Below are 24,148 nucleotides of genomic sequence, written 5' to 3'. Positions count from 1 at the left end.
CAGACGCCGTGGAACGGGCTCCGCCCGGCCACTGGCGTCGTCCCCCTTCAGGGGGAAGGCGCCGCAGGCGACTCAGGGGGTGTCGCTGGCTCCAGTCGATACCCCACCCCATACACCGCCGTGATCACATACCCGTGGTCCGGCACCAGCGCCAGCTTCGCGCGCAGGCGCGAGACGTGCGTGTCCAGCGAGCGCGAGGGCGCGTCATGGATGTCGCCCCACACGGCCTCGCGCAGGTGCTCGCGCGAAAGCAGCCGGCCCGCGTTCTGGAACATGAACAGCGCCAGTTCGTATTCCTTGTTCTTCAGCTCCACGGGCGCGCCATCCACCCGCAGGCTGCGCTGCTCCGGATCGAACCGGTAGCGGCCGAACACCAGCGTGCCGGCCGCCGCCTGCGGGTAGGCGCGGCGCAGCAGGGCGTTGCAGCGCGCCATGAATTCGCCCATGCGCAGCGGCTTGGTCATGAAGTCGTCGGCACCACAGGCCAGGGCCTCCACCAGGTCCTGCTCGGCATTGCGGCGGGTGATGAAGAGGATGGGCACGGTATCCGATGCCGCGCGCACGGTGCGGATCACCTCCAGCCCCTCCATGTCCGGCAGGTGCCAGTCCACCACCAGCAGGTCATAGGTGTCCGTGCGCAGGGACTTCAGCAGTTCCCTGCCTTCCTGGTAGAGCTGGCAGGTGTGCCCGGCCCGTGTGGCCGTGGCCTGCAGGAGTTCGAGAAGGATCGGGTCGTCGTCGAGAACGGCAATGCGCATGGAAACGGGAGCGGAGCGATGGAGGCACGGCCATGCAGGCCGGCCGCAGCGCACCACGGAAAATACGAAGCGCCCGAAACTAACGGCCTGCGTGCGCCAGGCGTGGAATTTGACAATTGTTTGCGTTTGCTGCGCGGCCGTGGCGTGCTGCGGACGCTACCGCTGCTGCCCCCGGTTTCATGCCGCCAGCGGCGCTTCCTGCATCGCCTCGATCTGCTCGCGCAGCATGTCCACCTGGCCCCGCCAGTAGTCGCTGCTGCCGAACCACGGGAAGTTGATCGGGAAGATCGGATCGCTCCAGCGCCGCGCGAGCCAGGCACTGTAATGGATGAGGCGCAGCGTGCGCAGCGGCTCGATCAGCGCGAGTTCGCGGCGGTCGAAATCCCGGAACTGCTCGTAGCCGTCCAGCAGGGCCGAGAGCTGCTGCGTGCGCTGGCGCCGCTCGCCCGACAGCAGCATCCACAGGTCCTGCACGGCCGGGCCCGTGCGCGCGTCGTCCAGGTCCACGAAATGCGGACCGCCGCCCGGCAGGTCGGTGGGCGTCCAGAGCACGTTGCCCGGGTGGCAGTCGCCGTGCAGGCGCAGCACCGTCCACGGCGTGCCGCCGCCGGTGCCGGTGCCCGCCATCTTTTCCTCGATCAGCGCGATGGCATCGCCGCAGGCGGCGGTCCAGGCCGACTGCTGGTCCAGCGGGATCGCTTCGGCCTGCAGCAGGGCGTCGCGCGGCTCGATGGCGAAGCTGCGCACGTCCAGCGCCGGCCGCTGCACGAACGGCCGCGCCGCGCCCACGGTGTGGATGCGCGCGAGGAAACGGCCGATCCATTCCAGCGTGTCGAGATCCTCCAGGTCGGGCGTGCGGCCGCCGCGCCAGGGGCTCACGGAAAACGCGAAGCCCGCGTGCGTGTGCAGCGTGCGGCCTTCCACGACGAGCGGCGCGACCGCGGGCACCTCGGCGGCGGTGAGTTCGGCGGAAAAGGCGTGTTCCTCCAGGATTTGCGCCTCGCTCCAGCGGCCCGGGCGGTAGAACTTGGCGACCACGCGCGCGCCGTCCTCCAGGTGCACCTGATAGACCCGGTTCTCGTACGAGCCCAGGGCCATGAGGCGGCCGTCGCCGTACAGGCCGATGGACGCGAGCGCATCCAGCACGAGGTCGGGCGTGAGGTGGGCGTAGGGGTGGAGGGCGTCGCCTTCAGGCGCTGGTGGATGGTGCATGGCCGGCATTGTCGCCGCCAGGCTGCTGCGGCTTCACCAGGATGACCGTGCAGGGCGCGTCCCGCACCACCCGCAGCGGGATGGTATCGATGAAGCGCTGCAGCGGCACGCCGTGCGTGGCCGCGCCGAGGATCATCACGCCCACCCGGTTGCCCGCGGCGTAGCGCACCAGCGCCTGCGCCACGTCGCCGGATTCGAGCACGTGGAAGCTCGCGCCGTGGCCGCGCAGGTCCAGCCCCGCGGCCCATTGCCGCAGCCGCACGAGGTGGCGCCGGTGCAGCGTGGTCTCGCTGCGCGCGTGGTCGGTCGCGCTGCTGGCGGAAGGGGACACCACCGTCACGCAGGCCAGGCGCGCCCCGGGCCGGATGCCCAGCGACCGCGCCGCCGCCTCGCGCAGCGACTGCAGCGTCGCGTCGGCGGCGTCCTCGCCGGGCAGCGCGACCATCAGGATGGGGGCGGCCTCGATCAGCCGCGCCGGCAGCGGGCTGGGCTGGTAGTGCATGCCGGCAGCCCGCAGCCAGCGGCGCAGGTGGGTACGCAGGCCTGGTCCGCGCAGCCGGTGCGCGCGCTCGGTGAGCGGCACCTGCTCCGGGTTCGCGAGATCGAACGCGAGCTGCGCGGCCGACGGATAGCGCAGCGCGGCCTCGGGCTCCAGGCAGCGCAGGATCACCTCCTGGAGCCAGGGCGGGATGTCCGGGCGGTGCTGGCGCGGCGGGCGCGGCGTCATCCACAGCCGCTGGCGCAGGCCGCCGCGCGTGGCCGGTGCGCCGAACGGCAGTTCACCTGTTGCGAGTTCGTAGAGCATCACGCCGATGGCGAAGACGTCGCTGCGCAGGTCGCCGCGCACGCCCACCACCTGCTCGGGCGCGATCCAGGCCGGCGAGCCGACGGCCTCGCGCATTTCCTCGGCCAGCAGGTCGGGGTAGTGCGCGTGGAACGAGAGCCCGAAGTCCAGCAGCACCGCGCTGCCGTCGGGCCGCAGCAGCACGTTGGCGGGCTTGAGGTCCAGGTGGCAGACGTTCTGCTGGTGCAGGCTGTGCGCGGCGAGGGCCATGGCGGTGCCCCGGCGCGCGATCTCGTCCGCGCCGGGGCGGCCGCCCGCGTCCAGGCGGTGCTGCAGCGTGTCGCCCTCGACGTATTCCATCGCGAGATAGGGCAGGCGCGCCAGGTCGCCCGCGGCCACGAAGCGCGGCGCATGCGGACCCTGCAGCGCGGGCAGGATCTGCAGTTCCACTTCGAAGCCGACGATGTTCTCGGCGCCGTCGCCGGCCGTCATGCGCGGCACCTTCATCACGAGCGGGAACCCAGGGTCCTGCGCGGGATCGGCGCAGGACACGCGGTAGATGTGCGCCATGCCGCCCGCGTGCAGGCACTCGTGCACCACGAATCCGTCCACCGCGGTGCCGGGAGCGAGCAGTTTCATGGATGGGCGGGCCGGGTCAGCGGCCTTCCTCGAGCCGGTCCGCGAAGAAGGCGGGCAGCCCTGCGGCGCGCACGGCCGCTGCCGCCGCCGCGTGGTCGTAGGGCACGCGGTGGAAGGTGATCGTGGCCGCGCCGTCGTCGAACAGCGCGTACATGGCGCGCACGTCGCGGTCGCGCGGCTGGCCCACCGAGCCCGCCACCGCCAGCCACTGGCGGTGCGGCGGCACGGGCACGGCCACGCCGGGCTGCGGCGCGAAGCGCATGAGCTTGGCCGTGGGCGTGAGGAAGTACAGCGCCTGTTCGTGCACGTGGCCGCAGAACACGTAGCGGATCGCCGGGTCGATGGCGCTGGCAGCCGCCATGCTGCGCTCCGCCGCGCCCGCGTCGTGCACGTAGTGCCAGTGCGCAGGATCGTCCACGCTGGCATGCACCAGCAGCGCCGAGGCGCCCAGCCGGCGCGTGAGCGGCAGGCCCGCGAGGAACTCGCAATGCCGGGGTGCCAATTGCGCGTGCGTCCACTGCGCGCTCTGCTCGCCCAGCAGGGGCGAATCCACGGGCGGGTCCAGCGCGGCCGCATCGTGGTTGCCCAGCACGCAGGGAGCACCCTGCGAGGCCAGTTCCATCACGGTATCGACCACGGCCACCGGATCGCCGCCGTAGCCCACCAGGTCGCCGAGCAGGGCGAACTGTTCCGCACCCTGGGCGCGCGCATGCGCGAGGCAGGCCTCGAGCGCCTGGCGGTTGGCGTGGATGTCGGACAGCAGGGCGATCTTCATGGCGTCACGCGCGCAGGGCGTTCACGAAAGCGGAGGGAGCGGGGGGCGGAGTGGGGAGCGCCGGGCGACATGATGGCGTGGAAACGCCTGGTTTTGCGGGCGCATGGCGCAAAAAAAGCGGCAAGCCGAGCCTTGCCGCCTTTGCCATGGCCGAATATGAACGTTGGAACGGCAGAGACGCTATTTCTGCAAGGGGAAAGCAGCCATTCCGGCAGCGGCAGGCAGAAAAAAGCCGCCCGCCCCGGGCTGCATCGAGCCTGGGGCGGGCGGCCGGCCGGCGATCGCGGGGATCAGGCCAGCGTGATCGTCACGTCGATGTTGCCGCGCGTGGCGTTGGAGTAGGGGCAGACCTGGTGGGCTGCATCCACCAGTTCCTGCGCCTTGGCCTTGTCCACGCCCGGCAGGGACACCTTCAGGCGGACGGCGATGCCGTAGGCGTTGGGGATCTGGCCCAGGTCCACTTCGGCGTCGATGGCCAGGTCCTGCGGAATGGTGACGCCGACCTTGCCGGCCACGGCCTTCATGGCGCCGATGAAGCAGGCGGAGTAGCCGGCGGCGAAAAGCTGCTCGGGGTTGGTGCCCGTACCGCTGGTGCCGGGGGAGGACAGCTTGACGTCCAGGCGGCCGTCATCGGTGCGCGAGGCGCCGTCGCGGCCGCCGGTGGTGTGGGCGCGGGCGGTGTAGAGAACTTTGTCGAGCGTGGTCATGTGGACTCCTTGGGTGGGTGGACGAAAGAAAAAAGGAACGGGCGCGCCGCGGCGGCGGTCAGCCCGGGCTGCGGGAAAGCCGTTCGCGCAGCTGCGTGAGCTGCGCGGTCAGCGCCTCCAGTTCGGGGATGGTGCACTGGCTGCGCTCCAGCACGCAATGCGGGATCGCTTCGGCCCGGCCGCGCAGGGCCCGGCCGGCGGCCGTGAGGGTGATGCGCACGCGCCGCTCGTCCTGCGGATCGCGGCTGCGGGCGACGAGCCCGGAGGATTCCATGCGCTTGAGCAGAGGGGTCAGCGTGCCCGAGTCCAGGCACAGGCGTTCGCCCAGCTCGGACACCGTGATCCCGTCCTGCTCCCAGAGGGCGAGCATGGCGATGTACTGCGGATAGGTGAGCCCGACGGCATCGAGCAGCGGCTTGTAGAGCTTGGTCATCGCCAGCGACGCCGAATACAGGGCGAAGCAGACCTGGCTGTCCAGCCGCTGGAGGGCGGGGAGCGGGGCCGTGGCTGGGATGGTGCTGGAAAGCATGGGTTGAATTATTGTTGTTAATTAAATTGCGTGCAATTTAATTGCACGAGTAACCCTGCTGCGCCAGGGGCCGGAGCCTGTCTCGTTCCGCGCTTCAGTAGCCAGGGGCCGGGCCGGGCGCTGCGCCTGCTCCGTCACGGAACCGCGCCGCCGCAGCATCGGCGCCCTGGCGCAGCAGCAGCATGTCGATGGCCACAGCCACGAAGAGCGCGCCAAGCTCCAGGCACTCGCGGGCCCGGGCCTCGTCGGCCATCAGGATGCCGGGGGCCTTGCCGCGGGCGCGGATGCGGCGGATCGCGCCGTCGATGGCCGAGCGCACCTCGGGGTGCTGCGGCCGGCCTGCATGCCCCATGCTGGCCGAGAGGTCCGCCGGGCCGATGAAGATGCCGTCCACGCCGTCCACCGCGGCGATCTCCTCGATGCGCTCCAGCGCCTCGGCCGTCTCCACCTGCACGAGCAGGCACAGCTCATTCTCGGCCTGCGCGAGGTAGTCCGCATCGCGGCCGAAGCGCGTGGCGCGCACCGAGCCGCCCATGCCGCGGATGCCGCGCGGCGCATAGCGCATGGCCTCCACCGCGGTGCGCGCTTCGTCGGCGTTCTGCACGAAGGGCAGCAGCAGGCTCTGCGCGCCGATGTCGAGGTAGCGCTTGATGAGCACGGGGTCGTTCCATGCGGGCCGCACCACGGCCGCCGTGTGCCCTTCGCGCTCGGCGGCCACCGCCTGCAGTTGCTGCAGCATGTGGGGCACGTCGCTGGGGGAATGCTCCGTGTCCAGCAGCATCCAGTCGAAGCCCGAACCCGCGAGCAGTTCGCTCGCGTAGGGCGAGGCCAGGGTGGACCAGAGTCCGATCTGCGGCTGGCCGGCGGCGAGCGCGCGCTTGAAGCGGTTGGGCTGGGGCATGGGCAAAGGGGCTTGCGGGGGACGGAGCATGGGAATCGGTTCAGCCGAAATGGCACGCGACGGTGCCGAATTCGCCGTAGTCCGCCACGATGGTATCGCCACGCGCCACGTCGATCGGCCGGATGAACGAGCCCGCGAGCACCACCTCGCCGGCCTGCAGCGCGATGCCGTGGCGGTGCAGCCGGTTGGCGAGCCAGGCCACGCCGTTGGCCGGGTGGTTCAGCACGCCGGCCGCGAGCCCCGTCTCTTCCACGTCGCCGTTGCGCGTGACGATCGCGCCGATGCGCCGCAGGTCGGCGTCGAGCAGCGCGGGCCTGAAGGGCCGCCCGCCGAGCACGAGCGCCGCATTGGCTGCGTTGTCGGAGATGGTGTCGATGACGGTGCGCGTGCGGCCGGTCTCCGGGTCCACGCGCTGGATGCGCGCGTCCAGGATCTCCAGCGCGGGCGTCACGTAGGCCGTGGCGTCGAGCACGTCGTAGAGCGTGCAGTGCGGGCCTTGCAGGGGCCGCGCGAGCACGAAGGCGAGTTCGGCCTCGATGCGCAGCTGCAGGAAGCGGTCGACCGGCAGGCTCGCGCCATCGCGAAACGGCATGTCGTCCAGCAGCGTGCCGAAGTCCGGCTCCGCGATGTTCACCGCGCGCTGCATCGCCTTGGACGTCAGGCCGATCTTGTGGCCGATGACGCGCCGCCCCTGGGCCTGCTTGCGCTGCATCCAGGCATGCTGGATCGCGTAGGCATCGTCGATGCCCATGCCCGGGTACCTTTGCGAGAACTGCGCGCAGGGCACGCGCGTGCGTTCGGCCTCGTCCAGCTGCCGCGCCGCTTCGGCGAGCTGCTCCGCCGACAGGGTAAGGACAGGGACGTTGCTCATGCCTCGGCCTCCACCGCGTTGCGCAGCACGCCGACGCCGTCCACTTCCACCTCGACCACGTCGCCGGGCTGCAGGAAGCGCGGCGGATCGAAGCGGATGCCCGCGCCCGTGGGCGTGCCGGTCACGATCACGTCGCCGGGCTCCAGCGTGGTGAAGGTGGAGAGGTAGTGGATGAGCTGCGCGAAATCGAACATCAGGTGCTCGGTCGTGTCGTCCTGCCGGGTCTCGCCATTGACGCGCGTTCGCAGGCGCAGCCGGCCGTAGCCCTGCGGGAATTCGTCGGCCGTGGCGATCCACGGGCCCATCGCGCCGGAGGCATGGAAGTTCTTGCCCTGTGTGACGTTGAACTTGGCGTGGTGCACCCAGTCGCGCACGGTGCCCTCGTTCACGCAGGTGAGCCCGGCGATGTGGCCCAGGGCCTCCTCGCGCGGGATGCGGCGTCCGCCGCGGCCGATCACCAGGCCGATCTCGCCTTCGTAGTCGAGCTGCCGCGATTCGTGCGGCTGCAGCAAGGGCTGGCCGTGGCCGACGAAGGAGTCCGGCACGCGCAGGAAGATGCTCGGGTAGCGGGGCAGGTCGCTGCCGTCGCGGTACTCGGCATTGCGGTGCGCGTAGTTCACGCCGATGCAGAAAATCTTGCGCGGTGCGGGAATGGGCGGCAGCAGCGTGACGGCGTCCAGCGCATGGTCGGGAACTGCCGCGCCGGCAAGCGTCTCGCGCGCCTGCGTGAGGACTGCTTCCCCGCCTTCCAGCAGCGCGAGCACGCTGCCGAAGGCGGGCAGGCGGCGGCCCAGGTCCACGATGCCGTCCGCCGTGGCGGCGCCCCAGCGCGCCTGGCCATCGATGAGAAAGGAAACCAGCTTCATGGCGTATCGAATCCGAAGAGTTGCGCCGGGTTGGCGACGAGGATGCGTTCGCGCACGGCGGCGTCGGGCGCGAAGCGGTAGAGCAGTTCCAGCAGGTCACCTTCGTTGGGCGGCTGCTTGACCGAGACGGGATGGGGCCAGTCGCTGCCCCAGATGCAGCGCTCCGGCGCCGCCGCGATCAGTTGCTGCGCGAGCGGCACCACGTCGTTCCACGGGTGGCCATCGTGCGAGAGCTTCTCGGAGAGCGACAGCATCACCCAGTAGTTGCCGCGGGCCAGCAGTTCCCGCATGCAGGCGAGGTTCGGGTCCGCTTCGCCGAGCGCCGGGTCCGCGCGGCCCATGTGGTCCATGACCACGGGCACGTCCCGCAATGCGTCGAAGGCGTGCATCTGCCCGGCGATGCCGGAGGGCTCGGGCTGTACCTTCACGTACCAGCCCAGCTCGCGCACGCGGGCCAGCGCCCGGTCCATCTGGTCGGCCGTGAACTGGATGCCCAGGCCGCCGCGCGTGAAGCGCGCACCGCGCACGCCCGCGTCGTGCAGCGTCTGCAGGTAGGCATCGTCGCGCTCCAGGAGCACGGCCGCGTTGGCGCAGCCCATGTAGCGGCGCGGCCCGCCGGCATTGAGCGCGGCGAGCGCGTCCAGCACCACGGCATGGTCGGCGCCGTAGGTGGTGGCCTGCACGATCACGCCGCGCGCGATGCCGAGCGTGGCATGCAGGCGTTGCGCAACCTCCCACGTGGCCGTGGGCATCTCGTAGGCCGCGCCGGCGCGCACGGGGTAGCGGTCGCGCGGGCCGAACACGTGGAACTGGCTGTCGCAGGCCAGGGGGGGCGGCAGCGGCACGGGAGCGCGGGGATGGGGGTCGAAGGGAAGGTAGTCGGGCATCGGGTCGTTGTCAGTGCGGTGGATCGGAACGCGAGGGGCCGCCGCTCAGGAGATGTAGGCGGTGAAGCTGCATTCGATGAGCTTGCCCATGTCGAGATCGGGCGCATGGATCGCATGGCGCGCGGGCCGCGAGGCCGGGTCGGGGAACATCTCGAGCCAGGGGTCGTTGAGCGCGGGCCGCTGGCTGCGGTCCTTCATCCACACCGTGACCTTCACCACATCGGCCGTGCTGCCGCCCGCGGCCTCGATGATGCGGCGCAGGTTGTCCAGCATGAAGCGGCATTGCGCCTCCATCGTGGACGCCACCGCGCCCGTGGCCGGGTCGGTGCCGAGCACGCTGCCGCTCTCCACGAGGGGCCCGATGCGGCAGGCCGCGGGGATGGGGTTCTTGTGGCTGAAGCCTTCCACATAGATGCTCGTGCGTGCCGGGGCGTTCTGCGCCGGCGCCTGTACGGGCGTCATTGCGCCGTGATGCCGGCTTGCCGGATGATCGGTGTCCATCGCTGGTCTTCCTGGGTGAGGTACTGGGTGAATTGCCGGGGCGTGCTGCCGCGAGCCTCGGAGCCGAGCACGCGGAATTTCTCCTGCACCGCGGGATCGGCGAGCACGGCGCGCAGCGCCTCGGAGAATCGGTCCACCACGGCCTGGGGCGTGCCGCGCGGCGCGAGCACGCCGGTGAAGGTCTCGGCGCTGAAATCGGCGAAGCCCGACTCGCGCAGCGTGGGCACGTCGGGCAGTTGCGGCAGCCGCTCGCGCGAGGTGACGGCCAGGGCCCGCGTGCGGCCCGACTGGATGAACGGCTGCGCCACCGAGATCTGGTCGAAATTGAACTGCACCTGCCCGCCGAGCAGGTCGGTGGTGGCCGGCGCGTTGCCCTTGTAGTGCACGGTGAGCCACTTCGCGCCGCTCTCGCGCTGCAGGTATTCGCTCACGAGGTGGTTGGTGGTGCCCGCGCCCGGGGAGGCCATGGTGATGTTCCCGCCGCCCGTGCGCGCCGCCGCGAGCAGGTCGGCCAGCGTGCGGTAGGGCGTGGACGGGTGCACCTGCAGCACCAGCGGCGTGAAGGAGACCGAACCCACCGGCACGAAGTCCTTCTTCCAGTCGTAGGCGTTGCGGCGGAAGATGAGCGGCGAGAACAGGATCGGCCCGTTCGCGCCCATGAAGAAGGTGTAGCCGTCGGGCGGGGACTTGGCGACGGCCTCGCCCGCGATGAGCCCGCCCGCGCCCGGGCGGTTGTCCACGATGAACGGCTGGCCCAGCCGTGCCTGCAACTGCTCGCTGATGATGCGCGCCGCGCCGTCCACGTTGCCGCCGGGCGGGTAGGGCAGTACCAGTTTCACGGGTTTGTCGGGCCATTGGCCGGGCTGCGCCAGCGCGGGGGGCGCCAGCAGCGCGGCGGTGGCGGCGAGGACGGCCGCGCCGCGCAGGATGAGGCGTCTGTGCATGGGTTTGTCTCCTGTCTCGTTGTGGGCGGCCGGTGCCCTCGGGGGTCTTCGCGGCCGTTGGTCCCATCGTAGGAAGCGCTCCCCGCCGCAGCAATGCGCCCGCGTCGCAAGAGTCCGCCATGTGGAACAAACCGGCGATTCGGCCGTGCCGCCGGCGGCTACCCTTTCCACAATGCCGGCAGACCCTGCTTTCGCCGCCCGGGCCGACCAGCCTGGCGGTTTCCTTCACCCGCCTGCCACCGCCGCACCGCCATGACCGACACCCTCGACGCCGCCGAACTCGGCCCCGAAGCCACCTATCGCCTCCTGAGCGGCATCGTCGTGCCGCGCCCCATCGCGTGGATCAGTACGCTGTCCGAAACCGGCGTGGTCAATCTCGCGCCGTTCTCCTGCTTCACCTTCGTCTCCAACAAGCCGCCCCTGCTGGGCGTGAACATCGGGCGCAAGGCCGGGCGGCGCAAGGACACGGCCACGCACATCCTGGCGCGCCGCGAGTACGTGGTGAACATCGGCCACGGCGGGCAACTGCAGCAGATCCACGAGAGCAGCGCCGAGCACCCGCCCGAGGTCAGCGAGGCCGAACTGCTCGGCCTGGCCACGGCGCCGTGCGAGGCCGTCGCGGTGCCGCGCATCGCCGACGCCGGGGTCGCCATGGAGTGCCGCCTGTCGCAGGTGATCCCGTTCGGCGATACGGGCGCGGAGTTCTTCGTGGGCGAGGTGCTGCGCTTCCACGTGCGCGAGGGTCTGCTGCGGGACGGCAAGATCGACACGCTCGCGCTCGATCCCGTCTGCCGCATCGGCGGGCCGAACTACGCCACGCTCGGCCGCGTGGTCACGCTGCGCACCATGCCGCAGACCGCCAAGACCGTGACCACGGCGCCGTGAGCCTGGCGGCGCGCATGGCCGGTACTGCTTCCGCCACCGACGGCCCGCGTGACGGTGCGCAGAGCGTGCGCCGCGCCATCGCGGTGCTGCGCATCGTCGCGGGCGGGCAGGAAGGCGGCGTGCGCCTCATCGACGTCTCGCTCGCCACGGGCCTCAACCGGCCTACGGCGCACCGCCTGCTGCGCGCGCTGGTGGAGGAGGGCGCGGTGGAGCAGGACCCGTCCACGCGCCGCTACCGCATCGGCCGCGAGGTCTCGCTCATGGGGCTGGCGCGGCCCGCGGGCTTTCCGCTGCGCGCGATCGCCGCGCCGCACCTGCGGCACCTGGGCGAAGCGCTGGGAGAGACCGCTTTCCTCACCATCCGCCAGGGCGACGATTCGGTGTGCCTGGACCGCGCCATCGGCAGCTACCCGGTGAAGGTGCTGTCCATCGACGTGGGCGCGCGCCGGCTGCTGGGCGTGGGCGTGAGCGGCGTGGTGCTGCTCGCCGCGCTGGACACGGCGGAGGCCGCGGACATCCTGCAGCGCAACGCTGCCCGCCTGCGCGCCCTGCGGCTCGATGCCGCGGGCGTGCTGGAGCGCTGCGCGCAGGCGCGCGCACTGGGCCATGCCTATGCGCCCGTGGGCGTGGTGCGCGGCACCCGTGCGGCGGCCGTGCCGGTGCGCACGCCCGGCGGCCGTACGGTGGCGGCGATCGCCGTCACCGCGATCTCGTCGCGCCTGACCGAGGCGCGCCTGCCGCAGGTGGTGCAGGCCATGCAGGCGCAGGCCGACGCCATCGGCCGCGAGGCGCAGGCGCGCGGCCTCGGTGGCGCTCCTCAGTAGCCGTACACGCCCTGGCCGGTCTTGCGGCCCAGGCGCCCCGCGGCCACCATCTCCTTGAGCAGCGGGCAGGGGCGGTACTTGCTGTCGCCGAACTCGTCCAGATAGACGTTCATCACCGCCAGGCACACGTCCAGGCCGATCATGTCGGCCAGCGCCAGCGGGCCGATCGGCTGGTTGCAGCCCAGCTTCATGCCGGCATCGATGTCTTCCGGCGTGGCCAGGCCCTCGGCCAGCACGAAGAAGGCCTCGTTGATCATCGGCACCAGGATGCGGTTCACCACGAAGCCGGGCGCGTTCTTCACGGTGATCGGGCTCTTGCCCAGGCGCTCGGCCAGCGCCTTCACGGCGTCGTGCGTGGCGTCGCTGGTCTGCAGGCCGCGGATGATCTCCACCAGCGCCATCATCGGCACGGGGTTGAAGAAGTGCATGCCGATGAAGCGGTCGGGCCGCGAGGTGGCGGCGGCCAGCTGCGTGATGGAGATCGACGAGGTGTTCGACGCCACGATGACCTCGGGCGCGGCGATCGCATCCACCTGCTTGAGGATCTTCACCTTGAGTTCGTGGTTCTCGGTGGCGGCCTCGATGATGAGCTGCGCGGCCTTCAGGTCGTCGTAGTTCGTCGAGGTCCTGATGCGCGCGAGCGCCGCGTCCTTGTCGGCGGCGGTGATCTTTTCCTTCTTGATGAGCCGGTCCAGGCTGCCGGCCACGGTGGCGAGGCCCTTTTGCACGGCCGCGTCGGAAATGTCCACCATCACCGCGTCGATGCCGGCGACCGCGCACGCCTGCGCGATGCCGTTGCCCATGGTGCCCGCGCCGATGATGCCGACGGTGTTGATCGTCATTGGGAATGCCTCCTGAAAAGTGAAAGAAAAAACAAGGGATCGGTGGGAATGTGCCGCCCCGATCCTATCGGGCCCGAAGGTGCTCATCCGGAGTGCTGCGGCAGGCCGGCCACGCCGCCCTGCGCTTCCCCTGAAATTGCCAACGTGTTCGGCAGTGTTTGCGGCAGCGACTGCACGAGGTGGTCGATGAACGCCCGCACGGCCGGCACCACGCCCTTGCGCGACGGGTACACGGCATGCAGCTGGTGCGTGGGCAGCGTGTGGTCGGCCAGCAAGTGCTGCAGGCGGCCCTGGGCGATGCCGTCCGCGCACACATGCGCCGGTAGCTGCGCGATGCCCGAGCCGGCCAGGGCCGCGGTGTGCAGGAGGTGGATGTCGTCGCTCACCAGCACGGGGCGGTATTCCACCTCGGCCCAGTCGCCCCCAGGCGGCTGGATGCGCCAACGCGGCGCGGCGCCGCCGGTGCCCCGCGGCCCCAGGCCGGGTGCGCCGGCCAACTGCGCGAGCGTTGAGGGCCGCGCATGCTCTGCCAGCAGCGCGGGTGCGGCCACCAGCACCTGCGGGCTGGCACCCAGCATGCGCACCACCAGTTCCGAATCGTCCAGGGCGGAGCGGATGCGCAGCGCCACGTCGTAGCCCTCGGCGATCAGGTCCACGCGCCGGTTGGTCAGGTCCAGGTCCACCTGCACGCCCGGGTGCTGCTTCAGGAACGCAGGTAGCAGCGGAGCGAGGAACATGTGCGCCACGCCCACCGGGCTGCTCACGCGGATGCGGCCCGAGGGCCGGTCGGTGGCGCGCTCAGCGACGTCGAAGGCGGCTTGGGCGGCCTGCGTGACCGCCTCGCAGTGCTTGAAGAAGGCGGCGCCCACTTCGGTCACGCTCACCGCCCGCGTGGAGCGCTGCAGCAGGCGCACGCCCAGGCGCTGCTCCAGCTCGGCGACGCGGCGGCTCAGCTTCGATTTCGGCAGCCCGAGCGCGCGCGCGGCGGCCGAGAAGCTGCCATGGGTCACGACGGCCGCGTACAGGCCCAGATCGTTCAGATCCTGCATGGACATCCCCTGGGACAAACGAGCCGGCATTCTATGGATAGGACAAAGCGTCCTGAGAAGGCTCTCTAGCAGGACAGTGGGCTAATCCCTACCGTAGAGGCATTCATCCACAGGACATCCTTAATGCAAATCCTCCACCTCGATTCCAGCGTCCTCGGCGACGCCTCCGCATCCCGCGAACTTACCCGCCACATTGTGGACGCGCTGCTGCAGCAGCACCCCGCCGCGCGTACCCTCTACCGCGACCTCGCTACGGACTCCATTGCCCACCTCACCGGCCCGATCGCCGCGGGGTTCCGCTCGCAGGACCCGCAGGCGTTCGGCGCCGAGGTGCTGGCCGAGCACGAGCGCTCCAACGCTCTGGTGGGCGAACTGCTGGACAGCGACGTGATCGTGATCGGCGCGCCGATGTACAACTTCTCGGTGCCCACGCAACTCAAGGCCTGGGTCGATCGTGTCACCCAGCCGGGGCGCACCTTCCGCTACACCGAGACCGGCCCCATCGGGCTGGCCCAGGGCAAGCGCGCCATCCTCGTCTCCACCCGCGGCGGGCTGTATTCGGAGCCCACGCCCCATCCCATGGACTTCCAGGAAGCCTATCTGCGGGCCGTCCTGGGCTTCATGGGCATCCGCGAAGTCCGGACCGTGCGTGCCGAACTGCTGTCCCGCGGCCCCGAACTCCGCCGCCAGGCCCTGGAAGCGGCGCGCGGCGAGGCCCTGTCCGTGGCCCGCTGGGCACTGGCCGCCTGAAGCGCCTGCCATCCCTCCCTTACGTTTACAACCTCCGAGGCTTCTTCCATGCTCTACGCCGTCACCCTCACCTACATCCGTCCCGCCGCAGAAATCGATGCACACCTCGGCACCCACCGCGACTGGCTGATGCAGCACATCGCATCCGGCCACATCCTCGTGGCGGGCCCCCTGGAGCCGCGCGTCGGCGGCCTGGTCCTGCTGCGCTGCGGCAGCCGGGCCGAGCTGGACCATGTGCTGGCTCTGGATTCGTTCCACATCCATGGGCTGGTCGAGCGCGAGGTACTCGCCTTTGAACCGGCGCTGCGCGCGGCGGCGTTCCCCGCGGATTGGGCGCCTGGGAGCGAGGCGGCATGAGCGGCGCCTGCAAGGCGCGTGGGCGCCTGTGCCGCTGGACCGTGGCCGCGCTCGTCATCGGCGCGACCCTGCCGCAGATGGCCCAGCTTGCGCAGGCCCAGGACATCGGGCCATATGCGGGGCTGGGCGGAAGCGTACGCGACATCGTGCTGGTGCACGGCGCCTTCGCGGACGGGTCGTCGTGGTCGCAGGTCACGGGCATCCTGCAGCGGCGGGGCTATCGCGTGGCCGCGGTGCAGAACCCGCTGACCTCGCTGGCCGATGACGTAGCCGCCACGCGCCGCGTGCTGCGCCGGCAGAGAGGTCCCGTCCTGCTCGTAGGTCATTCCTGGGGCGGTGCCGTGGTGACCGAAGCCGGCAACGACGCTGCGGTGAAGGGCATCGTCTATTTGTCCGCGCTGGTGCCGGATGCCGGCGAATCCGTAGTGGGGCTGCTGTCGCGCCTGCAGGCCCCAATGAAAGGGCTGGCGCCCGATGAGGATGGCTTCGTCTGGTTGGACGACGCCGAGGCCTACCGCCGCATGATGGCGGCCGATGTGCCGATGGCGGCGGTCCGGCTGCTGGCCGCAGCGCAGCCGCCGATGTCGGCCGGTGCATTCAGCGAGCCGGTGGCCGCAGCGGCCTGGCGCGACAGGCCCACGTGGTATCTGGTGACTGGACGGGACCGCGCCCTGGCGCCCGCGGTCCAGCGCGCCATCGCGGCCCACATCGGCGCACGCGTGGCCTCGCTGCAGTCGAGCCACCTGTCGTTTGTGGCGCACCCGCGGGCCGTGGCGGACCTGATCGACCGGGCCGCCCGGGAAGCCGGGCGTTGATCAGGCAACGGTACGGCGGCCGTTGCGGTGCGGGCGGCGCCTATGATGGCGGGCTCCGCCCCGCCCACTGTCCAGAGCGCTGCACGGCGCGCCGACGGGGGCGGCTTTTTCGCGCCGCAACACCTTTCCTGATCTGCCATGCCCATCACCCTCGGCACCCCCCTCTCGCCTTCCGCCACCAAAGTCATGCTGCTCGGCTCGGGCGAGCTGGGCAAGGAAGTGCTCATCGCCCTGCAGCGCCTGGGCGTGGAAACCACGGCCGTGGACCGCTACGACAACGCGCCCGGCCAGCAGGTGGCCCACCATGCGCGCACCATCACCATGAGCGATCCGGCACAGCTGAAAGCACTGATCGAAGCCGAGCGTCCGCACCTGGTGGTCCCCGAGATCGAGGCCATCGCCACGCCCATGCTGGAAGAGCTGGAGGCTGCCGGCACCGTGCGCGTCATTCCCACGGCCCGCGCCGCGCGCCTGACCATGGACCGCGAAGGCATCCGCCGCCTGGCCGCCGAGACCCTGGGCCTGCCCACCAGCCCCTACCGCTTCTGCGATTCGGCCGAGGAACTGCAGGCCGCCATCGACGGCACCGACGGCCAGCCCGCCATCGGCTTCCCGTGCGTGGTCAAGCCGGTGATGAGCAGCTCCGGCAAAGGCCAGAGCAAGCTCGACGGCCCGGCCGACGTGCAGAAGGCCTGGGACTACGCCATGGCCGGCGGCCGCGTGAGCCATGGCCGCGTCATCGTCGAAGGCTTCATCGACTTCGAATACGAGATCACCCTGCTCACCGTGCGCTCCAGGGCCGCGGACGGCAGCATCCAGACCTCGTTCTGCGAACCCATCGGCCACAAGCAGGTCAGCGGCGACTACGTGGAAAGCTGGCAGCCCCAGCCCATGCCGTCCCTCGCGCTGCAGCGCGCGAAGGACATCGCCAAAGCCGTGACCGATGACCTGGGCCGTGGCCTGGACGGCCAGCCTTCCGGCCAGGGCCTCTTCGGCGTGGAGCTGTTCGTGAAGGGCGACGAGGTCTGGTTCAGCGAAGTGAGCCCGCGCCCGCACGACACCGGCCTGGTCACCCTGGGCACGCAGCACCAGAGCGAATTCGAGCTGCACGCCCGTGCCATCCTGGGCCTGCCGGTGGACACCCGCCTGCGCAACCCCGGTGCCAGCGCCGTGATCTATGGCGGCGTGGATGCGCAGGGCATCGTCTTCGACGGCGTGGACGAGGCCCTGGCCGTGCCGGACACCGACCTGCGCCTCTTCGGCAAGCCCGAGAGCTTCGCCAAGCGCCGCATGGGCGTGACCGTGGCCCGGGCCGAGGACGTGGACACGGCGCGCGCCAATGCGCGGCTGGCGGCGGGCAAGGTGAGGCCGCGCGAGGCGTGAGCCCGTGCGCCTGGAAGGGCGTCCGGAGCCTGCGGCTGCCGCCATGAGGAAGTGACATAAAGATTGCCAGGTGCAACAGCCATGTGCAGCTGTTGCAATCCGGGAGAAACCCGATAATCCGCGTGATGGAATTCGTCGCCCGGTGCATGGTGCACCCGGCCGTACGGGCTGCGGCGTTCCCGACTGCGGGGAGTTGCGCGCGGACGATTCGATGAACGGATGTCCATGGCGCGGAACGCGCCGCAAGAGGTATCTCGGATGCTGCAATTCCAATACAACAGGCAGTGGGTGGCATGGGGCGCGGGGCTGGCGTGCGCCCTGGTGGCCGGTGGGGCGATGGCCGGGCCGGACGCCGCAGGCGGCGTGGTGGTCCGGCCGGAAAGCGCCGGGGTGGCGGCGATGGAGGACGGGTCCTTCATCGATCCGCAATTGAAGATGCTCTGGGGGGAGCATCTGCGCCGCGGCGGCAACCTGGTCGTGCCCGCGGAGGCCGCGAGAGGCTTCGTCGGCCCGCGGGTGGTGGCCGGCATGGTGCGCATCGAAGCCCTGTCCCTGGGCGACGATGCCGCACTGGCGGATGACTTGCGCCGGCTGGGCGCCACGGATGTGCGCCAGCAGGGCAACCTGGTGCTGGGCCGGATGCCCGTGGCCGGCCTGGGCGCGCTGCAGTCCCTGCGCACGGCGCGCTTCGTGCGGCCGGCGCCGGAGCCGTTCGGCAGCGTGGGCGGGGTGACGTCGCAGGGCGACGCGGTGCAGGGCTCCGAGCGTGCGCGGCGCAGCCTGGGGGTGGATGGATCGGGCGTCGTCGTGGGGGTGACCTCCACCGGCTACGACACGCAGGGCGGCGCGGCCGCGGACGTGGCGCGCGGCGACCTGCCGGGGCGGGGCAATCCCAATGGCCACCTGCAGCCCGTGCGGGTGCTCAAGGACCGCAGCAGCGGAAGGGACAGCGACGAGGGCCGCGCCATGGCGCAGATCGTCCACGACGTCGCCCCCGGCGCCTCCCTGGCGGTCTACATTCCCGAGAGCGTCCAGGACCACGCCGACGGCCTGCGGGCCCTGGCGAAAGCAGGCGCCAACGTCATCAGCGACGACATGTACTGGACCAACGATCCCTGGTTCCAGGAAAGCCCGATCGGTGCCGTCCAGCGCGAGCTTCTTGCCAGCGGGAACGTGCTCTCCATCAATGCCGCGGCCAACTTCGGCGACTGGTCCGCCGAAGGCCGCTTCCAGCCGCTGCCTGCACGCGGGCTGACGATGGGAGGCGCTACACAGGGCCGCTGGCAGATGCACGACTGGGGCGGGGGGCGCACCACCTTCCCGGTCACCCTGCACCGCGGCGGCCGGGTGCGCATCGTGTTGCAGTGGGACGAGCCTTTCGCCTCGTTCACCCGGTCCCGTGCGGGCTCCGCCTCGGACCTGGACCTGTTCGCATTCACCGACGACCAGGGCGGGAACATCGCCTTCGTGTCGGCCACGCGCAACGTGGGCGGCGACCCGTTCGAGTTCGTCTTCGCCTTCCTGAACCCGGATGCGGCCGACGCGGCCTTCACCATCCACATCGGCATCGGCATGCCCGAAGGCACGGGCCGCCCGCCCGGCCGTTTCAAGCTGATCGCGCAGCCCAGCGACATGTCGCTGGTGGGCTGGCCGCGCGAGGCGGCCTTCCACTCCGCGACCGCCGTGGGCCACAACGCGTCGGAGGGCGCCATCGTCGCCTGTGCCGTGCGCTATTCGCAGGTGAATACGCCGCGCGGCCCGGTGGCCGAGACGTTCTCCTCCATCGGCGGCTTCGCACGCACGCGCGATGCGGACGGTATTGCTCTGGCCCACCCGCTGGACACGCGCAAGCCGGACCTTTGCGCCCCCGACGGGGTGGACAACTCGGTCTTCGGCGTGGACACGGACGGCAATGGCTGGCCGAACTTCTTCGGCACCTCCGCCGCCTCGCCGCACCTGGCCGGCGTCGCCGCCCTGATGCTGCAGGCCTCGGGCATGAAAATGCGCGCCGGCGAAGTGGGGCAGGCGTTGCGCGAGACGGCGCGCGACATGGTGGATCCCGGCGACCCGCTCAGCGCGCCCGGCCATGACGTGCGCTCGGGCCAGGGCTTCGTCAATGCGGAACTCGCGGTGACGCGGGCGATGACCCTGCGTTCCCGGCCCTGAACCGGTATCAATTTGTTAACCTGGCGCGTGACTTTATGGCATGCTCGGGCTTTCGAGCCCGGCAGTGGCATACGGCATCGCGACCGCCGTTTCCCGGGGCTCCGCACACGTTTCGAGCGATGCCTGATCGCCAAAGGACATGGAGCAGAGGATGATCATCGGCATCGACCTGGGAACCACCAACAGCCTGGTGGCGGCATGGAAGGACGGGCGATCCGTCCTGGTCCCGAATGCGCTCGGCGAGATGCTGACGCCGTCCTGCGTCAGCCTGGACGAGGACGGCACGGTGCTGGTCGGGCGCGCGGCCCGCGAGCGGCTGCAGACCCACCCGGACCGGACTGCCGCGAACTTCAAGCGCTACATGGGCAGCGACAAGACCATGGTGCTGGCCGGACGCGCGTTCCGGCCCGAGGAGCTGTCGTCGCTGGTGCTGCGTGCGCTGAAGGCCGATGCCGAAGCGTTCCTCGGCGAGCCGGTGGAGGAGGCGGTGGTCACGGTGCCCGCCTATTTCTCGGACGCGCAGCGCAAGGCCACGCGGGCCGCGGGCGCGCTGGCCGGGCTGCGGGTCGACCGGCTGCTCAACGAGCCGACGGCGGCGGCACTGGCCTACGGACTGCACCAGCAGGACAGCGAGACCCGGTTCCTCGTCTTCGACCTGGGCGGCGGCACCTTCGATGTCTCCATCCTGGAGATGTTCGACGGCGTGATGGAGGTGCGGGCATCCGCGGGGGACAACTTCCTCGGCGGCGAGGATTTCCTGCAGGCCCTGGTGAACCTGTTCTTCGAACGCCTCAAGCTCTCCGAATCCCTGCGTCGGGACAGCCACTTCATGCAGCGGCTCATCGCGGCCGCCGAGCGGACGAAGCGGGCGCTCAGCGAGCAGACACGGGCCGTGCTGTCGGTGGAGCACCAGGGAAAGCCGCTGTCCCTGGAGGTGGACGAGGCCCTGTTCGAAAGCGCCTGCGCCACGCTGCTCAAGCAGCTGCGGCTGCCGGTGGAGCGGGCCCTGCGCGATGCGAACCTGCGCACTGTCATGCTGGACAACATCGTGCTGGCCGGCGGCGCCACGCGCATGCCGATGGTCCGGCGGCTCGCGACGACGATGTTCGGCCGCTTTCCCGCCATCGACTTCAACCCGGACGAGGTGGTCGCCATGGGGGCGGCCATCCAGGCCGGCCTGAAGGCGAAGGACGCGGCCCTCAGCGAAGTGGTGATGACCGATGTGTCGCCCTATTCCCTGGGGGTGGCCGTGAACAAGCGCATGCCCGACGGGAGTTCCTCGCCCGGGCACTTCGATCCCATCATCGAGCGCAACACGATCGTGCCGGTCAGCCGCATGAAGACCTATGCGCCCACCCGGGACGACCAGGTGTTCGTCGATCTGGAGATCTACCAGGGCGAATCGCGCCTGGTGCAGGACAACATCCACCTGGGCAACCTCCGGATCGAGCTGCCGGGCACGAGCCGCGAGGATTCCTCCCTGGAGGTGCGCTTCAGCTATGACGTCAATGGCCTGCTGCAGGTGGAGGCGCAGGTGCCCAGCACCCAGAAGACCTTCAGCGTCGTCATCGAAGGCAATCCGGGCCTGCTGACCGAAGCCGAGATCGCCGAGCGCCTCGCGGCGATGGGCGCGCTGAAGATCCATCCGCGCGATGCGCTGGAGAACCGCACCGCCATGGCGCAGGCGGAGCGCATCTACCAGCAGTTGCGGGGCGGCGCGCGGGAGTGGCTGGCGGAGCAGATCCTGCGGTTCGAAGGGGCCCTGGCCACCCAGGACGGCCGCGTCGTCGCCAAGGCGCGCAAGCTGCTGGAGGACCAGCTGGCCCACCTGGAGCGCACGGGGGCCGTCCTCGCGGACGACGAACCGTGAGCACGGAAAGCCGCATGCCGCCGCCGTTCCTCGCCCACCTCGGCCTCGACGAGTCGGCGGATGACCGGGCGATCCGCCGTGCCTACGCGCGGCTGCTCAAGCAGATCGACCAGGAGAAGGACCCCGGCGGTTTCCAGTCCCTGCGCCAGGCGTACGAGGTGTCCCTGCAATGGTTCGCCCATCGCCAGCAGGAAGAGCAAGAGGATGGGGAGCAGGCGGGCGCAGAACCACCCGCGCCCGCTGAAGCAGCAACGCCCGCCGAGCCACCCGCGCCCGCTGAACCCGTTCTCCCCGCAGAGCCACCACTGCCCGCCGCGCGCGAGCCGGGCCATGGCCCCGGCGATGCGGCCGCGCTCCGGCAGGCCGCCGCCCGGGCCGCGGAAGCCTCGGCCCGCGAGGTCTTCGAGGCGATGCGCGCCATGCTGCCGCAGCGGCGGCGCGGGGCCCACGAGAAAGTGCAGGCCTGGCTGCAGCAGGCGCTCGAAGGCGAGCGCCTGATCGACATGGATGCCCGGTTCCTGTTCGAGGGCGGCGTGGTGTCCCTGCTGGCGAATGGCTGGCAGCCGGGCCACGAGTACCTGTTCGGGCCCGCCATGGAGTGTTTCGGCTGGCGCCGTGACCGGGGCCGGCTGGCCGCGTTCGGGCGCGCGGGGGCGGTGATCGCCTCCGCGATCGACGAGCTCGATTTCTACGATGCGCAGCCGAAGAATGTGCGGGTGGGCCAGCGGGACCTCATCCGCCGCCTGCGGGACGACAGGCGCCCGGGCACGGGGTTCCTGCTGCGGCACCTGCCCCGGGTGCTGCACCTGCGCAGCCTGTTTCCGCACTGGCTGCACGTGATCACCGCGCTGGGCAACGTGGAGCGGTGGAGCGAGTGGGCGGCTGCCGTGCCGCGGTGGCGCCGCTGGCTGACCTATGCGCCGGCCAGGGCGCCCGTGCCCGCGCCTGCGGACGCAGCCAGACCTTTTTCGGTGCCGGAATCGTCTTTCCGCATCGGCAACGGGTGGATCATCTTCGGCGTGGTGATCCTCACGGCCCTGCTGCGGACGTGCCTGCAGAACGATCCGCCGCGATCGGCGCCTTCACCGGCTGCGCCCGTCCACGGCAGCCTGCCGCCAGGGGCCGGGGTGGGCGGCATCTACCCTGGCCTGTCGCCCCGCGAGCCGGCGGGGCCCGTGCCTCCGTCGCTCTCCGCGCGGGCCACCCCGGTCACCCCCCTGCAGCCTGTCTATCCGCCCGAGGCCCGCCGCCGGGGGCACGAAGGGCGTGTCGTCGTCTCCGCCACCATCGGATCGATGGGGCAGGCGCGGGATGTCTCCATTGCGCAGAGCTCCGGCCATCGGGAACTGGACGAGTCGGCCCTGGCCGCCGTGCGCAATGCCACCTTCCACCCCGCCAAGGACAGCCAGGGGTATGCCGTGGACGCCAGCTACCGCATCCCGTTCAACTTCGTGCTGTCGGACAAGCCGGCCGCCGGTCCCGCGGACAAGCCGCGCGACTACGCCCAGCGGATCCGCGATGCCTTCCAGTCGCAGATCATCCTGCCGCAGGGCGTGACCGGCAATCCCGCCTCCGAAGTCCGGTTGCGGCTGAGCGCCCAGGGCGCCATCGAAAGCTACCGGCTGGTGCAGCCCAGCGGCAGCAAGGACTGGGACCAGGCCGTGCTGCGCGCGGTGGCGCGCGTCCAGCGCGTGCCAGCGGACGACAGGGGGCAGTTCCCTCCGGAGATGGTGATCACGTTCCGGCCGAGGCCCTGAGGGGCGGGTGCGCTCCGTCCGCCGCAGGGGCGGGGCCGAAACCCCAGTCCTCCAGCAGCGCACGGGCCCGCTGGTCGGTCACGCCGTTCGCGTGCGCCTGCGCGGCCTCGGACTGCGCGATGGCCGCAGCTTCATCGATGCGGCCCTGCTGCGCCTGCACGAAGGCGCCGGCCGCCAGGTCGGCGGCCTCTTCCTGGGCTGCGGAACCTGCCGGGTCGTGCAGGACCACATAGGCCCGCAGAGGCGGCCATATCCGCTCGGGGCCTCCGGTGGGCGGCCTTTCGTGCAGCAAGGTGTGCCGGGACAGGCCCAGGCGGGGATCACGCAAGGCGTCCAGCAGCAGGTGCAGTGCCTCGTCCTGGCCCAGGCTGCCCATGATCCGGTGTTCCAGCATGCGCGCATAGGCGGTGCGGGCGTCGCCCGCGATGCGCTGGAAACCTTCGTCGCGCGGTGATCCGTCCAGGTGGAGATCGACGGGGGCGTGCTCCACCAGGAAGTTGGTGAATGTCTGCCGGAAGGCGGTGGACCGCAGGGCCTCGGCCACCACGGCATCGACCAGCTCCAGGTCCGCCTGCGCCAGCGGCTGCTCGAGTATCGCGGCCTGGTCCTGCAGGCCGCGGGCCCACCGCTGGAAGGCCTGCGCCGCTGCCGTGTCCACGGCGTGGAGGTCGGCGGCCGACTTCCGCAGGCGTTCGCCATGGGCGCCTCCTTCCGGGCCGGGCGCTGCTGCGGATTTGCGCTGCGACAGGGCCTGGGCAGGTGGCTGCAGGCCCGCGCCCACCCTTCCGCTTTCGGCGTGCATCAGCTGCCACAGCATGGGCCGGTGGCGTGGCTGCTCCTGTGGCCTCGGCGGCGCCTGCCGGGGGGGCAGGTCCCCGGTTGCCGCCTCGGGCTCGCGGAGCAGTTGCCGGAGGGTGATGCCCCGTGGCCTCGTGTCTCTGGCCGCCGGGGCAGGGCCCGGGGTGGGGGCGTCCGGAGCGGCGTGCCGCGCGGACGCATTCGGGAAGGATCGCTGGATACGGAACATGGAACAGGCCAGGTCGCGTGGAGCGGACGTGGCCACTACCGACAGTAGC

24 protein-coding genes are annotated in these 24,148 nt (G+C 71.0%); 9 read left to right on the top strand and 15 right to left on the bottom strand.

The features are described 5' to 3' along the window. Positions 1 to 47: 47 nt before the first annotated feature. The 12 genes from ACAV_RS20720 to ACAV_RS20665 form a co-directional block, all read right to left on the bottom strand. Positions 48 to 758 carry a response regulator transcription factor gene (locus ACAV_RS20720; protein ID WP_013596540.1) on the bottom strand — a complete coding sequence of 237 codons (711 nt, stop codon included), beginning with the start codon at positions 756 to 758 and terminating at the stop codon, positions 48 to 50. A gap of 177 nt (positions 759 to 935) precedes the next feature. Further along, positions 936 to 1,979, bottom strand: a complete 1,044-nt coding sequence (locus ACAV_RS20715) for a serine/threonine protein kinase (RefSeq protein ID WP_013596539.1) — start codon at positions 1,977 to 1,979, stop codon at positions 936 to 938. Continuing rightward, complete coding sequence (locus ACAV_RS20710; RefSeq protein WP_013596538.1) at positions 1,948 to 3,393, bottom strand: serine/threonine protein kinase; 1,446 nt, start codon at positions 3,391 to 3,393, stop codon at positions 1,948 to 1,950. The genes ACAV_RS20715 and ACAV_RS20710 overlap by 32 nt, the downstream gene beginning before the upstream one ends. Positions 3,394 to 3,409: 16 nt before the next feature. Beyond that, positions 3,410 to 4,168, bottom strand: a complete 759-nt coding sequence (locus ACAV_RS20705; protein ID WP_013596537.1) for a metallophosphoesterase family protein — start codon at positions 4,166 to 4,168, stop codon at positions 3,410 to 3,412. A gap of 290 nt (positions 4,169 to 4,458) precedes the next feature. Then, positions 4,459 to 4,875 (bottom strand): organic hydroperoxide resistance protein, encoded by a 417-nt coding sequence (locus tag ACAV_RS20700; RefSeq protein ID WP_013596536.1) that lies wholly within the window; start codon positions 4,873 to 4,875, stop codon positions 4,459 to 4,461. Positions 4,876 to 4,933: 58 nt separating this feature from the next. Next, positions 4,934 to 5,404, bottom strand: coding sequence for a MarR family winged helix-turn-helix transcriptional regulator (locus ACAV_RS20695; RefSeq protein WP_013596535.1), 471 nt, complete (start codon positions 5,402 to 5,404; stop codon positions 4,934 to 4,936). 94 nt (positions 5,405 to 5,498) lie between these two features. Then, positions 5,499 to 6,305, bottom strand: coding sequence for an aldolase/citrate lyase family protein (locus ACAV_RS20690; protein ID WP_013596534.1), 807 nt, complete (start codon positions 6,303 to 6,305; stop codon positions 5,499 to 5,501). Between the two features lie 40 nt (positions 6,306 to 6,345). Then, positions 6,346 to 7,176 (bottom strand): 2-oxo-hept-4-ene-1,7-dioate hydratase, encoded by an 831-nt coding sequence (gene hpaH / locus ACAV_RS20685; RefSeq protein ID WP_013596533.1) that lies wholly within the window; start codon positions 7,174 to 7,176, stop codon positions 6,346 to 6,348. Further along, positions 7,173 to 8,042 (bottom strand): fumarylacetoacetate hydrolase family protein, encoded by an 870-nt coding sequence (locus tag ACAV_RS20680; protein WP_013596532.1) that lies wholly within the window; start codon positions 8,040 to 8,042, stop codon positions 7,173 to 7,175. Before ACAV_RS20680 ends, hpaH begins: the two co-directional genes overlap by 4 nt. After that, on the bottom strand, positions 8,039 to 8,929 hold the full coding sequence (locus ACAV_RS20675) for an amidohydrolase family protein (RefSeq protein WP_013596531.1): 891 nt from the start codon (positions 8,927 to 8,929) through the stop codon (positions 8,039 to 8,041). Before ACAV_RS20675 ends, ACAV_RS20680 begins: the two co-directional genes overlap by 4 nt. 45 nt (positions 8,930 to 8,974) lie before the next feature. Next, on the bottom strand, positions 8,975 to 9,391 hold the full coding sequence (locus ACAV_RS20670) for a RidA family protein (RefSeq protein WP_013596530.1): 417 nt from the start codon (positions 9,389 to 9,391) through the stop codon (positions 8,975 to 8,977). Continuing rightward, the gene (locus ACAV_RS20665; RefSeq protein ID WP_013596529.1) at positions 9,388 to 10,374 is read right to left on the bottom strand and encodes a Bug family tripartite tricarboxylate transporter substrate binding protein; all 987 of its coding nucleotides are present in this window, start codon (positions 10,372 to 10,374) and stop codon (positions 9,388 to 9,390) included. The genes ACAV_RS20670 and ACAV_RS20665 overlap by 4 nt, the downstream gene beginning before the upstream one ends. Before the next feature lie 252 nt (positions 10,375 to 10,626). Here ACAV_RS20665 and ACAV_RS20660 point away from each other — a divergent pair, with 252 nt between their 5' ends. After that, positions 10,627 to 11,259: a flavin reductase family protein gene (locus ACAV_RS20660; RefSeq protein ID WP_013596528.1), complete on the top strand. Its 633-nt coding sequence runs from the start codon at positions 10,627 to 10,629 to the stop codon at positions 11,257 to 11,259. Positions 11,260 to 11,273: 14 nt separating this feature from the next. Beyond that, a complete protein-coding gene (locus ACAV_RS20655) occupies positions 11,274 to 12,083 on the top strand; it encodes an IclR family transcriptional regulator (RefSeq protein WP_013596527.1) in 810 nt (269 codons plus the stop codon). Here the strand turns inward: ACAV_RS20655 and ACAV_RS20650 are convergent. Together ACAV_RS20650 and ACAV_RS20645 are read right to left on the bottom strand one after the other, a co-directional pair. Then, positions 12,077 to 12,925, bottom strand: a complete 849-nt coding sequence (locus tag ACAV_RS20650) for a 3-hydroxybutyryl-CoA dehydrogenase (protein WP_013596526.1) — start codon at positions 12,923 to 12,925, stop codon at positions 12,077 to 12,079. The genes ACAV_RS20655 and ACAV_RS20650 overlap by 7 nt on opposite strands. Positions 12,926 to 13,008: 83 nt before the next feature. After that, on the bottom strand, positions 13,009 to 13,974 hold the full coding sequence (locus ACAV_RS20645) for a LysR substrate-binding domain-containing protein (protein ID WP_013596525.1): 966 nt from the start codon (positions 13,972 to 13,974) through the stop codon (positions 13,009 to 13,011). Positions 13,975 to 14,097: 123 nt separating this feature from the next. Here ACAV_RS20645 and ACAV_RS20640 point away from each other — a divergent pair, with 123 nt between their 5' ends. The 7 genes from ACAV_RS20640 to ACAV_RS20610 all read left to right on the top strand — a co-directional run bounded on the left by ACAV_RS20640 (position 14,098) and on the right by ACAV_RS20610 (position 23,072). Next, positions 14,098 to 14,724 (top strand): FMN-dependent NADH-azoreductase, encoded by a 627-nt coding sequence (locus tag ACAV_RS20640; RefSeq protein WP_013596524.1) that lies wholly within the window; start codon positions 14,098 to 14,100, stop codon positions 14,722 to 14,724. Positions 14,725 to 14,772: 48 nt separating this feature from the next. Then, positions 14,773 to 15,081: a YciI family protein gene (locus ACAV_RS20635; protein WP_013596523.1), complete on the top strand. Its 309-nt coding sequence runs from the start codon at positions 14,773 to 14,775 to the stop codon at positions 15,079 to 15,081. Further along, on the top strand, positions 15,078 to 15,896 hold the full coding sequence (locus tag ACAV_RS20630; protein WP_013596522.1) for an alpha/beta fold hydrolase: 819 nt from the start codon (positions 15,078 to 15,080) through the stop codon (positions 15,894 to 15,896). The genes ACAV_RS20635 and ACAV_RS20630 overlap by 4 nt, the downstream gene beginning before the upstream one ends. A gap of 138 nt (positions 15,897 to 16,034) precedes the next feature. Continuing rightward, positions 16,035 to 17,279 carry a formate-dependent phosphoribosylglycinamide formyltransferase gene (gene purT / locus ACAV_RS20625; protein ID WP_013596521.1) on the top strand — a complete coding sequence of 415 codons (1,245 nt, stop codon included), beginning with the start codon at positions 16,035 to 16,037 and terminating at the stop codon, positions 17,277 to 17,279. A gap of 258 nt (positions 17,280 to 17,537) precedes the next feature. Beyond that, on the top strand, positions 17,538 to 19,445 hold the full coding sequence (locus ACAV_RS20620; RefSeq protein ID WP_013596520.1) for a S8 family peptidase: 1,908 nt from the start codon (positions 17,538 to 17,540) through the stop codon (positions 19,443 to 19,445). Between the two features lie 151 nt (positions 19,446 to 19,596). Then, positions 19,597 to 21,315: an Hsp70 family protein gene (locus ACAV_RS20615; protein ID WP_013596519.1), complete on the top strand. Its 1,719-nt coding sequence runs from the start codon at positions 19,597 to 19,599 to the stop codon at positions 21,313 to 21,315. Further along, complete coding sequence (locus ACAV_RS20610; RefSeq protein WP_157768799.1) at positions 21,312 to 23,072, top strand: TonB family protein; 1,761 nt, start codon at positions 21,312 to 21,314, stop codon at positions 23,070 to 23,072. The genes ACAV_RS20615 and ACAV_RS20610 overlap by 4 nt, the downstream gene beginning before the upstream one ends. On the opposite strand, the gene ACAV_RS20605 is transcribed toward ACAV_RS20610, so the two are convergent. Next, positions 23,050 to 23,889 (bottom strand): hypothetical protein, encoded by an 840-nt coding sequence (locus tag ACAV_RS20605; RefSeq protein WP_013596517.1) that lies wholly within the window; start codon positions 23,887 to 23,889, stop codon positions 23,050 to 23,052. The two genes, ACAV_RS20610 and ACAV_RS20605, sit on opposite strands and share 23 nt — an antisense overlap. Between the last annotated feature and the right edge of the window lie 259 nt (positions 23,890 to 24,148).

Source organism: Paracidovorax avenae ATCC 19860 (genome assembly GCF_000176855.2).
GTDB lineage: Bacteria > Pseudomonadota > Gammaproteobacteria > Burkholderiales > Burkholderiaceae_C > Paracidovorax > Paracidovorax avenae.
Note: the sequence above shows the minus strand (reverse complement) of the source record. Positions and strands in the feature narration are given on the sequence as shown.